The sequence below is a fragment of the Niveispirillum sp. GW835-FHT14G11 genome, assembly GCF_058793615.1.
Window position 1 is genome coordinate 73,181 of sequence record NZ_JBXAFZ010000007.1, and the last position, 13,423, is coordinate 86,603.

7 protein-coding genes are annotated in these 13,423 nt (G+C 66.4%); 4 read left to right on the forward strand and 3 right to left on the reverse strand.

All coding sequences use genetic code 11. The features are described 5' to 3' along the window. The first annotated feature begins 208 nt into the window (after positions 1-208). Genes AC1Q7F_RS14290 through AC1Q7F_RS14305 form a run of 4 tightly spaced genes read left to right on the forward strand, consistent with a single transcriptional unit; the run spans position 209 to position 8,052 of the window. Complete coding sequence (locus AC1Q7F_RS14290; RefSeq protein WP_492507925.1) at positions 209-2,404, forward strand: TonB-dependent receptor; 2,196 nt, start codon at positions 209-211, stop codon at positions 2,402-2,404. A 44-nt stretch (positions 2,405-2,448) separates the two neighbouring features. Then, positions 2,449-3,633: an acetyl-CoA C-acyltransferase gene (locus AC1Q7F_RS14295; protein ID WP_492507927.1), complete on the forward strand. Its 1,185-nt coding sequence runs from the start codon at positions 2,449-2,451 to the stop codon at positions 3,631-3,633. Next, positions 3,633-6,860: an acetyl-CoA carboxylase family protein gene (locus AC1Q7F_RS14300; protein WP_492507928.1), complete on the forward strand. Its 3,228-nt coding sequence runs from the start codon at positions 3,633-3,635 to the stop codon at positions 6,858-6,860. The genes AC1Q7F_RS14295 and AC1Q7F_RS14300 overlap by 1 nt, the downstream gene beginning before the upstream one ends. A gap of 43 nt (positions 6,861-6,903) precedes the next feature. Further along, complete coding sequence (locus tag AC1Q7F_RS14305; protein ID WP_492507930.1) at positions 6,904-8,052, forward strand: acyl-CoA dehydrogenase family protein; 1,149 nt, start codon at positions 6,904-6,906, stop codon at positions 8,050-8,052. A gap of 54 nt (positions 8,053-8,106) precedes the next feature. On the opposite strand, the gene AC1Q7F_RS14310 is transcribed toward AC1Q7F_RS14305, so the two are convergent. The 3 genes from AC1Q7F_RS14310 to AC1Q7F_RS14320 form a co-directional block, all read right to left on the reverse strand. Then, the gene (locus AC1Q7F_RS14310) at positions 8,107-10,266 is read right to left on the reverse strand and encodes a TonB-dependent receptor (protein WP_492507932.1); all 2,160 of its coding nucleotides are present in this window, start codon (positions 10,264-10,266) and stop codon (positions 8,107-8,109) included. 254 nt (positions 10,267-10,520) lie between these two features. Continuing rightward, positions 10,521-12,110: a class I adenylate-forming enzyme family protein gene (locus tag AC1Q7F_RS14315; RefSeq protein WP_492507934.1), complete on the reverse strand. Its 1,590-nt coding sequence runs from the start codon at positions 12,108-12,110 to the stop codon at positions 10,521-10,523. Continuing rightward, positions 12,107-13,420 (reverse strand): MFS transporter, encoded by a 1,314-nt coding sequence (locus tag AC1Q7F_RS14320; protein ID WP_492507935.1) that lies wholly within the window; start codon positions 13,418-13,420, stop codon positions 12,107-12,109. The genes AC1Q7F_RS14315 and AC1Q7F_RS14320 overlap by 4 nt, the downstream gene beginning before the upstream one ends. Positions 13,421-13,423 lie beyond the last annotated feature (3 nt).

Here is a 13,423-nt window from a genome sequence, read left to right on the forward strand (position 1 = left end):
TGCGCCAGTTTCACCCTCCAAGAAAGCGGTACAGCCACCGACATGCACCGCGCGGCTCCTGTGGCGCCCCGTCCGCATGATGCGCCTCTGTTTCTAGAGAAGCTGCCGGCACCGCTGGGCAGGCTGACCGCTGGTGAATTGACAAATCCGCTTTTCAGACGGAATAATATGAGTATGATCTCATATTTAATAAATAGGGAGGTGTGCGATGCGTTGCAGGGGATGGATGTGGGGTGCCGCGTCGGTTCTGGCGCTGGGTGGAAGCGGGGCATGGGCCCAGACGGCCGGAAACCTGCTGGCCGACGAAACTGTCGTGCTGGAAGAGATTGTCGTGACAGCACGCAAGACGACGGAGCGGCTTCAGGATACCCCGATCTCCATCACCGCCATCGACCGCGATGCGCTGGAACGCCGGGGGATCGACAGCCTGGCCGACGTGGCCAAGGTGACGCCCGGGCTCAATTATGGTGATTTCGGCGACCTCAAGCTCTCGCCCACCTCGCTGCGCGGCGTGGTCGGGTCGGCGGGTTCGGCCGGGGCGGACCCCGCCGTCGGCTATTATGTCGACGAGGTCTATGTGGGACAGGGGCCGGGTGCCAACCTGGACCTGTACGACATCGCCCAGGTCGAGGTGATGCGCGGGCCGCAGGGCACGCTCTATGGCCGCAACACCATCGGCGGCGTCATCGCCATCACGACGGAACGGCCGGGCGACGAGGTCAAGGGATCGGTCACCGCCGATATCGGAAACTACCAGCGGCGCCGGCTGGGTGCGTCATTGTCGGGCCCCCTGGTCGACGGGCTGGTCAGCGCCAAGGTCGCGGTCATCCGCGATCACCGCGACGGCTATGAACATAACCTGCTGCTCGACCGGGACGTGAACGACCACCGCACCTGGTCGGGCCGGGCGCAATTGCTGTTCACACCGGGGCCGGACACCGAACTGCTGCTGACCGCCGACCATGCGCAGGCCGATCAGGAAACGCTGGTGTTCGAGACGTTGAAATATAGTCCGACCGCCATCGCCACCCAGATGCTGCTGGCATCCGGCTTCACGCTCAACACCGATCCGTTCGATCGCAAGGTGAACGCCAACCGGGTCAGCCAGGAAACGCTGAATGCCGACGGCTATGCCGCCAATTTCCGGACCGCGCTGGACGATATCGAAATCGTCAACATCTTCTCCTACCGCCAGCACGATTATGATAGCAATACCGACACCTGCCGCTGCCAGCTTTCCTTCAGCTATGATGGTGATCCGGAGCAGGTGAAGCGCCTGTCCAATGAATTCCGGATCGGTGGCAAGGCGGGGTCGCTGTCCTGGCTGACCGGCCTCTATTATTTCCATCAGAAGGCCGACAATCAGAGCTTCATCGAGTTGGGCTCGGCCACGGCCGATCTGTTCGGTGTGCCGGCGATGGATGGCCTGGTCATCGGTTCGACGGGCCGGATGACCACGGTCAGCAAGGCGGCCTTCGCCAGCGCCACCTGGTCCGATGACAGCCGCGTCGACGTCACCTTGGGCGGCCGCTACACCCATGACAAGAAGCGCATCGATTACGCCCAAGTCGATCCCTACCAGATATTGGGCGGCTCCACGGCGATCAAGGCCAAGGATGAGTGGGGCCGTTTCACACCAAATGCCAATGTCCGGTTCCGGATAAATCCGGCGGTGATGACCTATGTGAGTGCCGCCAAGGGCTTCAAGAGCGGTGGCTTCAATGACGCGCTGGGCGACGCCAACGGCATCGCCTTCGGGCCGGAGACGCTGTGGAACTATGAGGCGGGGGTGAAGGCGGAGATGTTCGACCGGCGCCTGGCGGTCAATGTCGCGCTGTTCGCGATGGAGTGGGACAAGATCCAGATCACCGCGCAGAACCCGGCGACCACCTTCTACAACCCCATCATCCTCAATGCCGGCAAGGCGCATAGCCGTGGCATTGAGGTGGAGGCGCAGGCCCGCGTCAACGCGCAACTGCGCCTGAGTGCCAACCTGTCGGTCCAGGACGCCGCCTATGACCAGGGCAGCCTGCCCAATGGCAGGCCGCTGGACCATATTCCCTTCGCGCCCAACTATACCGGTTTGATCGAGGGCGATTACACCGTGCCGACGCCGCTGGGCCTGCTGTCCTTGCAGGCGGAATATCAGCTGCGGGGTCGCACCTATCTGACCACCAACAACGATCCGGACGGGCGGGTGGGGGCCTATGGACTGGTCAATCTTCGCCTGGCTCTCGCCTCTGAGGAGGATCGCTGGCGGGTGGCACTCTATGGCAAGAACGTCTTCGACAGGACCTACATGACCCGCCTGTTCGATCTCTATGACAACACGCTGAACGGGCAGAAGCTGATCACGCTGGGCGCGCCGGCCACATATGGGTTGGAACTGAAAGTCGCCTTCTGACGCAGACAAGGCGGGGCGTTCCACCTCGTTTCAATGGAGAAAATATGAGCAAGCGCGAAGCCGTGATCGTCTCCACGGCGCGCACGCCAATTGGCCGTGCCTTCAAGGGATGTTTCAACGCCACGCCGGCGCCGACCCTGGCTGCCCATGCGATCCGCGCGGCCGTGGAGCGGGCGGGGGTGGCGCCGGCCGAGATCGACGACGTGGTGGTCGGTGCCGCGCTGCAGCAAGGGTCGCAGGTGGCGATTGGCCGTAACGCTTCCTTGCGCGCCGGTCTGCCGGTGTCGGTCGCGGGACAGTCCATCGACCGCCAATGCGCGTCTGGATTGATGGCGGTCGCCACCGCCGCCAAGCAGGTGATTGTTGACGAGATGGATATCTGCGTGGCGGCGGGGGTGGAATCCATCTCCCTGGTACAGACGCCCGCCATGCGCGGCGACCCCGATGCGGAACTGCTGGCGATGGTGCCCACCGCCTATATGCCGATGCTGGAAACCGCCGAGATCGTCGCAAGGCGATATGGTATCGGCCGGGATCGGATGGACGAGTATGCCCTGCTGTCGCAGCAGCGCACAGCAAGGGCGCAGGCGGCGGGGGCATTCGATGACGAGATCGTGCCGGTGACGGCCCGCATGGCGGTTGCCGACAAGGCGACCGGCCAGATGATCCTGCGTGAACAGCGCATGACCCGGGACGAGGGCAATCGCCCTGAGACCAGCCTTGCAGGGTTGGCCGCCCTGAAGCCGGCCATGGGACCCGACGGGACCGTCACGGCCGGCAATGCCAGCCAGCTTTCCGACGGCGCCTCGGCCTGCGTCATCATGGACCATGGCCTTGCCGAGCGGCGGGGGCTGCGGCCGCTGGGCTGCTATCTGGGCATGGCGGTGGCCGGCACGGAACCGGACGAAATGGGCATCGGGCCGGTCTTCGCCGTGCCCAAGCTGTTGGGGCGGCACGGCCTGAAAGTCTCGGATATCGGCCTTTGGGAGCTGAACGAGGCGTTCGCGGTACAGGTGCTCTACTGCGCCGACCGGCTGAGTATTCCGCCGGACATCCTGAACGTCAATGGCGGCGGCATCTCCATCGGCCACCCCTATGGCATGTCCGGCGCCCGGATGGTCGGCCATGCCCTGATTGAGGGGCGCCGCAGGGGCGCGCGGCACGTCGTGGTGACGATGTGCGTCGGCGGCGGCATGGGTGCCGCCGGCCTGTTCGAGGTGCTGTACTGATGGACATGTCCAGACCGATGGAAAGGATATTGGTGGCGAACAGGGGGGAGATCGCCATCAGGATCGTGCGCGCCGCCCGGGCGCTGGGCCATGCCACCGTCGCCATCCACGCGACGGACGAGGCGGATGCCCTGCATCGACGCTACGCCGACGACAGCCGGCCCTTGCGGGAAAGCGGGCCGGCCGCCTATCTCGACCAGGCGGCGATCATCGAGATCGCGTTGCAGACAGGATGCACCGCGATCCATCCCGGCTATGGCTTCCTTAGCGAGAATGCGGGCTTTGCGCGGGCCTGCACCGCCCAGGGGCTGGTCTTCATCGGCCCGTCGTCGGAAACGCTCGACCTTTTCGGCGATAAGATCGCCGCGCGTGCCCTGGCGGCCCGGCTGGGCGTGCCCGTGGCCGCCGGAACCGACGGGCCGACCGCGCTTGCCGAGGCGCGGGCCTTCGCGGCGGCCCACGGGCCGGTCATGCTGAAGGCGGTGGCCGGTGGCGGCGGCAGGGGGATGCGCGTCGTCCAGGATATCGACACCCTGGACGACGCCTATGAGCGCTGCGCGTCGGAAGCGCTGAAGGCCTTTGGCAGAAGCGATCTCTATGTGGAAAGGCTGCTGCCGGCTGCCGGCCATATTGAGGTGCAGGTGGTCGGCGACGGCAGCGGCCGGGTTGGGCATCTTTGGGAGCGCGATTGTTCGATCCAGCGGCGGCACCAGAAACTGATCGAGATCGCGCCGGCGCCCCTGCTGGACGCGGGTCTTCGCCAGCGCCTGATCGACGCCTCGCTGACCCTGGCCCGCAATGTCGCCTATCAGGGGCTGGGAACGTTCGAGTTCCTGGTAGCCGGCGAGGAATTCTGGTTCATCGAGGCCAATCCGAGGCTGCAGGTGGAGCATACGGTCAGCGAGGAGGTCACCGGGGTCGATCTGGTGCAGGCACAGATGTGCATCGCCTTCGGCGCGTCGCTGGCGGAACTGGGCCTGCTGGAGCCGCCGGCCGTCAGGGGATGGGCCATCCAGGCCCGCATCAACCTGGAGACCATGCTGCCCGATGGCACGGCGGTGCCCCGCGCCGGGCGGCTTGACGCCTATGAGCCGCCGTCCGGGCCGAATGTGCGCGTCGACGGCATGGGCTGCCGGGATTACGTGACCAGCACGCGCTATGACCCGCTGCTGGCCAAGCTGATCGTGCGCGGCCCCTCCTTCCTGGCCGCCGCACGGGGCGTGGGCCAGGCCTTGCGGGAGTTTCGCATCGACGGGGTGGAAACCAATATCCCGTTCATCGCCGCCATCCTCGACCATGGCGCCTTCCTGTCCGGACGGTTCGATACCGGCTTCATCGCCTTGCATCTGGCGGAACTGCTATCCGATATCGGGCAGGTCCCCGCCGTTCCCGACGATCCCGTCGCGCAAAATGGTGCGGTCGCCCTGCGCGCGCCGATGACCGGCACGATCATCCTGCTGTCGGTGGCTCCCGGTGACCGCGTGCGGCGGGGGCAGACGCTGCTGGTGGTCGAGGCCATGAAGATGGAGCATCCACTGACCGCGCCTTGCGCCGGCACCGTCATGGCAGTGATGGCCGGCCCGCAGGGGGCGGTGGTCGAAGGGGCGCCGCTGATCCTGCTGCGTCCCGATGAGGGCGAAGGCGTAGCACCCCTGCCGGCGCCTGAGGGCGAGGGGGATGACTGGCGGCCCGACATTGCGGAGATCGGCCGCCGCCGGGTGATGGCGCAGGCAATGGGCGGGCCCGACAAGGTCGCGCGCCAGCGGGGTGCCGGCAAGCTGACCGCCCGCGAACGCATCGAAAGCTTCGGCGATCCGGGCAGCTTTTCGGAGATCGGTGCGCTGACCGCGTTTACCGATTACGACGCGGAGGGGCACATCCGGTCGATCCTTCCCGCCAATTTCATCGGCGGCACGATCCGGGTCAACGGGCGCAAGCTGGTCCTGGGCGTCGATGATTTCACGCTGCGCGCCGGGTCGGGCGACGCTGCCATCCACGAGAAGCAGATATTCGTCGAGCGCCATGCCGGGGAAATGCGCATGCCGATGGTGCGCCTGCTGGACGGGGCCAGCGGCGGCGGCAGTGTCACCATGGCGCTGGAACAGGGGTTCCATTACCTGCCCGTCAATCCCGGCTGGGATGCGGTGGTGGAGAACCTGTCGCTGATCCCTGTCGCCGCCGCCTGCCTGGGGCCGACCGTCGGCCTGGGTGCCGCACGGCTCGCCATGTCGCATTTCTCCGTCATGGTTGCCGGCATCGGGCAGATCTTCACGGCCGGGCCGCCGATCGTGAAATCGGCGACGCGGGAGGATCTGTCGAAGGAGGAGCTGGGCGGTGTGGCCATCCATGCCGAGAATGGCATGGTCGAACGCATCGTGGCGGATGAGGCGGCCGCGTTCGAGGCCATCCGGTGCTTCCTGTCCTACCTTCCATCCAGCGTGTTCGAGCTGCCGCCGCGTCGGGTCCCGCAGGATCCATGCGAGCGGCAGGAGGAGGCACTGGCGGCCGCGATCCCGCGCAACGAGCGCCGGACCTACAGGATCGAGCCGATATTACGGGCGATCTTCGACGAAGGCTCCGTGTTCCGGTTCGCGGGATATGGCGGGTCGACCCTGACGGCGCTGGCCCGGCTGGACGGCTATCCGGTGGGCTTGCTGGCCACCGATCCTGAAAAGGGCGCCACCATGACGGCGCAGGGCGCCATGGCGGTCACCCGGCTGGTCGATCTGTGCCAGACCTTCCACCTGCCCATCGTCAGCCTGACCGACCAGGCGGGCATGGCCATCGGATCGGCGGCGGAGCGGGCCGGCACGATCCGGTTCGGCGCACGGGCCATCACCGCCCTCTACCAGGCGACCGTGCCGCAGGCAGAGGTGATCCTGCGCCGGGTGTTCGGCGTCGGCGGTGCCGGCATCGTCAACCGCCACCGGGCGGGCCGCAGCTGGGCCTGGCCATCGGCGCGATGGGGATCGATCCCGCAACAGGGTGGGATCGAGGCGGCATTCCGTGCCGAACTCGACCGTGCCCCCGACCGCGCTGCCGCCATCGCCGCTATCGAACGGCAGCTCGACCGCATCGCCTCGCCCCTGCGCACGGCGGAACGGTTCGGCGTGCAGGATATCATTGACCCGCGCGAGACGCGGCCGCTGCTGTGCGACTGGGTGAAGGATGCCTATCGCCTGTTGCCGGAGATGCTCGGCCGTCCGTCCTTCGGGACGCGACCCTGACCGGTGGGCTTCCCCCACCCCCATTTAAAGCAAGGAACAGGCCATGGAACGAATGGCGATTTTCAACGAGGATCATGAAAGCTTCCGCGCCACCGTCCGTCGCTTCTGTGAGGAGCGGGTGGCGCCTAACCATGAGGCCTGGGCAGACGAACACCGGGTCCCGCCTGCCATCTGGCGCGAGGCGGGGGCGCTGGGCCTGCTTTGCGCCTTGCTGCCGGAGGAATATGGCGGAACCGGCACCGATATCCGGTTCGATCTGGTGGTGTGCGAGGAACTGGCGCGGATCGGGGCCACCGGTCCCGGTTTTCCGCTGCATTCCCTGATCGTTGCGCCCTATATCGCGGAATTCGGCAGCGATGCCCTGAAGCAGCGCCTGCTGCCGGCCATGACGGCGGGGGAGAAGATCGGCGCCATCGCCATGACGGAACCCGGTGCCGGCTCCGACCTGGCGGGCATCCGCACTGTGGCGGTGCCCCATGCTGACGGCTGGCGGATCAGCGGCCAGAAGACCTTCATCACCAACGGGCACAATGCCGATATCATCATCGTCGCCTGCATCACCGATCCGGGCAAGGGCGCGCATGGCATCTCGCTGATCGTCGTGGAAGGCGATGTGCCCGGCTTCTCCCGCGGGCGCAACCTGCGCAAGATGGGCCTGCATGCCCAGGACACGGCCGAACTGTTCTTCGACGATGTCATCGTTCCGGGCGAGAACCTGCTGGGGGAAGCTGGCAAGGGCTTCAAATATATGATGGAGGGCCTGCCGCAGGAGCGGCTGGTCGCCTCCCTGCTCTGCCAGGGCCGGGCAGAGGCCGCCCTGGCCACAACCATCGCCTATACCGCCGAACGCCGGGCCTTTGGCCAGCGGATCATCGACTTTCAGAATACGCGGTTCAAGCTGGCGGAAATGCAGGCGCAGATCATGGCCGGGCGGGCCTTCTGCGATCAGTTGGTGATGGCGTGCCTGTCAAAACGGCTGAGCGCGGTGGACGCGGCGGCCGGCAAGCTGTGGCATTCGGAAATGCTGGGCCGCATCGTGGATGAATGCGTCCAGTTGCATGGCGGCTACGGCTATATGATGGAATATCCCATCGCCCGTGCCTATGTCGACGCGCGCATCGAACGCATCTATGGCGGTACGTCGGAGATCATGAAGGAAGTCATCGCGCGGGATATCGTGAAGCGTCTCTAAGGGCTTGGGGACCCTGCCCACCTCCCCCGTAGAAACGGGGGAGGTGGGAGAAGATCAAAACTGGAACGACATCTCCACCCCATAGGTGCGGGGCGTGCCCAGGGCATGCACGACCTGACCAGCCAGGACAGCGCCCTCAAACCGGTTGATGGCGTAGGTCTCTTTCGTCAGGTTGCGGCCCCACAGGGTCACCCGCCAGTCACCCGTCTCCGGACCGATGCCGAGGCGGGCGTTCAGCAGGGTCAGGGCCGGGTCGCCGAATGTGTTGTTCGACGCGAAATAGATCCGGCTGCGATGGCTGACCTCGCCGCGCAGATAAAGCTCCAGCTCACCCGTCAGCGGCTGGGTCCATTCCGCCGCCGCACTGAACGTATGGGCCGGTGCCAGGGCCAGGTGGTTGCCCGTGTAATCCGCGCCCGCCGCCGTGGCGTTGGGGTAGGAGGTGAAGGTGGCATCGACATAGCCGTAGCTGGCCGTCACCTGCAGCTCCGGCAGGGGGATGGCGGTCAGCTCCAGTTCCACACCCTTGCTTTCCACCTTGGCGGCGTTGGCCGTCTGGAAGCGGGAGATGCCGCCCGGCGTGGTGATCAACTGGTTCTGCTGCAGGTCGCGGTAATCCATGAAGAAGGCCGAGGCGTTGAAGCGCAGGCGCCGGTTCAGGAACTCGCTCTTCACGCCGATCTCGTAATTGTCCACCGTTTCCGGATCATAGCCCGCGTCGTCGGTGGCGGTGATCGAATAGATGTTGAAGCCGCCCGACTTGTAGCCCTGGCTGTAGCTGGCATAGGTCAGCAGATCGTCCTGCGGCCGGTATTCCAGAGTCAGCGACGGGGAGATCTTGTCCTCGTCCCCCTTGATCAGGCGGCGGGCGATGGAGCCGGCAATGGCCCCATACGGGTCGCCATCCTGGTGGAAATCGACGTCCTTCTCCTCATAGGTGTAGCGCAGGCCGGCGGCGATGTTGATGCTGTCGGTCAGACGATAGCTGGCGCGGCCGAAGGCGGCATAGCTGCGGGTGCCGACATCGGCATAGATCGAAACAGGCACGCGGGTCGGATAGATGCCGAGATCGGTGCCTACCTGCACCTTGGAATTGGTGTCGAGCTGCTGGTCGAAATAGAAGGCGCCGATCACATAGCTGAACCGGTCGGCGGCGTCGCTGGCGAACCGCACCTCCTGGGACAACTGGCTCTGCTTCTCTTTGATGCCCGTGTCCAGCATGTCCAGGATCGTGTAGTCATTCTCCTGCATATTGTCCCATTTGTAGCCCCGCCCGGCCGTGATGGCGGTCAGGGTGCCGGCTTCGGCCCGCCAGTTCAGCTCCGCCGAGGCGCCATAGACGTCGCGCCGCTGCGTGGTGTCGGTGGACTGGTTGACCAGGCGGTCATAGGGATCGGCATCGGCCAGCGGTGTGCCGGCCATGACGCCGTTGGCCAGCACGTCGAAGGCGCCGGCATTGGTGCGGTCGCGCGACCCGTCGGCCCGCAGCGTCAGGTCGAAATCCCCGCCCGGATCATAAACCAGGGTCAGGCGCCCGCCGGCGCCATTGACATTGTCCAGGTCGGTGCCGGTGGCGACATTGTCGACCAGCCCGTCACGCTTGTCCAAGGAGGCGGAGATGGACGCGAACAGCGTATCGGTCAAGGCGCCCGAGGTAACGGCGTTGGCCCGTACCGCACTGTAATTGCCGACGGACAGGCTGCCGGCCGTGCGCGGGGTGGATGTCGGCTTGCGGGTGATGAAATTGACAGCACCGGCCACCGTGTTGCGACCATACAGCGTGCCCTGCGGCCCGCGCAGCGCCTCAATCCGGTCCAGGTCGAACAGGTTGGAATTGATGGTGGCGGCACGGCCCATATAGACCCCGTCGACATAGACGCCGACGCTCTGGTCCAGGCCGGGATTGTTCAGGTCGGCGGAGATGCCGCGGATGGTGATGGAGGTGGTGCGCAGGTCGCGCGGCCCGATATAGATGTTGGGCAGGGCGCTGGACACGTCCTCCAGCCGGCCGATGCCGGCATCCTTCAGGTCGCTGCCCGTCAGTGCGCTGATCGAGACGGCGGTGTCCTGCATGCTTTCGGCCCGGCGCTGGGCCGTGACCACGATCTCCTCCAGCACCACGCCGTCCGTCTGCTGCGCCATGGCCGGCAGGGCGGTCTGGAAGGCAATGGCCGCGCAGGAAAGGCCGATGCCACGCATCACTCGCTTGTTCATCTGTGATCCCCCAGGAAGAAAGGTGAAGCTCCCGACAGCGCCTCCGACGGCCCCCGGCCGGTCGGTGATGGTTGCTCCATCCGCGTCGTTGCCCTGATCGAATGCCGAAGCGCGGCACCAGTCAAGAAAAAATGAGTATGATCTCAATTTTGTTAATTCGCCATGCCGAGGGCACATGAAGGCTGGTTTCGCGCGGGCATACCAAAGCCTCCGGCGCACAATTTCGCGGGCCGGAGGCTTTCTTGACGGCGCGGTCAACCCTGGGCGAGGTCGGCCAGGGCGCGGCGTTTCAGCGCCGTCTTGTCGATCTTGCCGATGGGCAGCAGCGGCATGTCGTCCAGCACGATGATTCGCTTGGGGGCCTTGTAATGGGCCAGCCGGTCGCGCAGGAAGGCATGGATCGCCGCCGGCTCCACCTTTGCGGAAACGGTGACATAGGCCAGCCCGACCTCCTGCCAGACCGGATCCGGAATGGCGACGATGGCGGCCTCCGTCACGCACCCATGGTCGCGCAGCACGGCCTCAACCTCACGCGGATAGACATTGTAGCCGCCGGATTTGTACATCTCCTTGATGCGTCCCACGATGCGGTAGCGCCCGTCGGGTCGCCGCACCGCCAAGTCGCCGGTGCGGAAGAAGCCGTCCGGGGTGAAAGCTTCTGCGGTGGCGTCGGGCTGCCGCCAATAGCCCAGAAGGTTCAGGGCCGACCGTGCCTGGACCTCTCCCGGCTCCCCATCGGGCACGGGCCGGTCGTCGGCATCGGCCAGCCGGATCTCCACCCCTTCGAAGGCATGGCCGACGGATTGGGTCAGCAGGTCGGGGTCGGTGACCGGTTCCAGCGCCGTGACGGCACTGGTGGTTTCGGTCATGCCGTAATTGGTGGCCATGCGGGGCTGGACCGCGCCCAGCCGGGCGATGGTCGCCCCATCCATGGAAGCCCCGCCCCAGACGATCAGTTGGACCGATGACAGGTCGGTCGCTGCGAAGTCGGGATGGTCCAGCAGCATGGAGAAGGTGCTGGGCACCGATCCCCAGAGCGTGATCCGTTCCGACGCCATCAGGCGCAGGCATTCACCCGCGTCGAACTTTTCCATGAACACCAGCGTGCCGCCGGCGATCAGGCAAGGCAGGGTGCAGTCGGCCACGCAGCCCACATGGTTGATGGGGAAATAGTTGACGACGCGCAGCGGGTCCAGCGGCCAGAGGCGGTTCTGGCCCAGGCTGAACCGGGCCAGGCCATCATGATGCAGCAGTGCCCCCTTTGGCCGTCCCGTGGAACCGGATGTATAGACGATCAGGCAGGGATCGCGCCCGCCGCACCCGGCCCGCGCGGCTGCAAGGGCTGTGTCCATCACCGCAGCACCCGCCGCCAGGAACGCCTCCAGCGTGACGGCACCCACCAGCGGCGCATCGGCATCGTGCAGGACCAGATGCGTCAGGGAGGGACAGCCGGCGGCCAGCGCCGTCAAGTCGGCGTTATAGTGCCGGTCGCCGATCCGTTGCCGCCCCAGCAGGACACGCGGTTGGGCATCGGCCACGACATAGCGCAACTCGTCCAGTTGATAGCGTGGGTTCAGCCCGACCCAGATGGCGCCGATGGAGGCGGCAGCCAGGAAGTCGACCAGATATTGCGGGTTGGGCGGCTGCAAGGTGGCGACCCGGTCGCCCTTGGCGACGCCGGCCGCCAGCAGGGCGCGGGCCAGCCGGTCGACCTGTTGGGCCAGGGCGGCATAGGTGGTGGCGGTGCCGTTCAGTTTCATGGCGACGGCATCGGGCCGCTGTTCGGTCTGCCAGATCACGTAATCGCTGATCCGGGGCAACAAGGGGGGCAGGGGGTGGGTCATCTCTCTCCGGTTCCCGTCAGGTCGGGGTTATCGTTCGTGCCGGGGCGCAACAGGAACAGCGACCATCCGCCAAACAGGAAGGTGGCAACCAGGATCAGGGGCGCCAGCCTTCCGGCAATCTCCCCTTCGGCCAGCGACAGCAGCAGGCCGGTGATCAGCGGCGCCAGTGCCAGGCCCAGCTTTTCCGCCGCCGTCCACAGGCCCATCAGCGCCCCTTCCTCCGCCTCGCCGTGCTTGGCGCGGTCATGGATCAGGTGGCTGACCATGGTGTAGGGCAGGACCTGCTGGCCCGCGAACGCCGGTCCCGCCATTGCGAAGCCCGCCAGGATTAGCGGCCAACCGCCGGAAAGCCAGACACCGCCGGCGATCAGGACGCTGGCCCCCAGATAGGCCAGGATCGATCTGCGCAGGATGGTCGCGTCGCCCCAGCGCCGTCCGGCCCGCGCCAGCAGCGGGGCGGCCAGACTGCCGGCCACCAGCATCAGGCCCAGCGCCGTGCCGATATCCCCCTCACCCCGGCCCAGCGGCCCCGTGATGAAATAGGGCGTGGCGGCCGATGGCAGCGACGCCGCCGTCAGCATCAGCACATAGGACCCCAGCAGCCGGCGGAACGGCCGGTCGCGCCAGACCAGGGTGAAGGGGGGCAGCCCGGGGTTGGCGCGGGCACCCGCCTTGCGGCCCGGTCCGTCCCGTCCGCGCAGGAACAGCAGTGGGCACAGCATGAACAGGGCGCTGGCCCCGCCGATCCACAGCGCCATACCGGCATAGCCCGCGCGGCCACCGCCCAGCATTGCCACCAGCATCGGGGCCAGCCCGGCGCCGGCCAGCACGCCGACCATGACGACGGCCATGCGCCAACCGACCAGCCGCGCCCGTTGATCCGCGCCCGGCACGAATTCCGCCGGCAGCGCCACATAGGGCACGGCGAAGAAGGCGTAAAGGGCGACCAGCAGCAGATAGGCCCCGCCGACCCAGGCGATCATCCAGGCGGGCGGCAGGTCCGGGGGCGAGAACAGCCCGATGAAGGCCGCCGCCGTTCCCAGGGCACCCACCAGCAGGAACGGCCGCCGCCGTCCCCAGCTTGTTGTGGCGCTGTCCGACCATCCGCCCACGAACGGGTCCCAGAATAGGGCCAGAACCTTGGGCGCGAAGACCAGTAGGGCGGCGATTCCCGCCGGGATGTCCAGGATCTGGGTGCAGAAATACAGCAGCAGGACGGAGGGCACGGTGGAAAAGATGCCGGTGCCCAGCGAACCCGCGGCGTAAAGGCCGATCTCTGTGCCCCGCAAGGCGGAGGATGCCGGTGGCATGGG

What these genes read in the sequence shown, in the direction of transcription:
- AC1Q7F_RS14310 (WP_492507932.1), bottom strand. Translation starts at nt 10,266, where the DNA reads ATGAACAAGCGAGTGATGCGTGGCATCGGCCTTTCCTGCGCGGCCATT.
- AC1Q7F_RS14315 (WP_492507934.1), bottom strand. Translation starts at nt 12,110, where the DNA reads ATGACCCACCCCCTGCCCCCCTTGTTGCCCCGGATCAGCGATTACGTG.
- AC1Q7F_RS14300 (WP_492507928.1), top strand. Translation starts at nt 3,633, where the DNA reads ATGGACATGTCCAGACCGATGGAAAGGATATTGGTGGCGAACAGGGGG.
- AC1Q7F_RS14295 (WP_492507927.1), top strand. Translation starts at nt 2,449, where the DNA reads ATGAGCAAGCGCGAAGCCGTGATCGTCTCCACGGCGCGCACGCCAATT.
- AC1Q7F_RS14290 (WP_492507925.1), top strand. Translation starts at nt 209, where the DNA reads ATGCGTTGCAGGGGATGGATGTGGGGTGCCGCGTCGGTTCTGGCGCTG.
- AC1Q7F_RS14305 (WP_492507930.1), top strand. Translation starts at nt 6,904, where the DNA reads ATGGAACGAATGGCGATTTTCAACGAGGATCATGAAAGCTTCCGCGCC.
- AC1Q7F_RS14320 (WP_492507935.1), bottom strand. Translation starts at nt 13,420, where the DNA reads ATGCCACCGGCATCCTCCGCCTTGCGGGGCACAGAGATCGGCCTTTAC.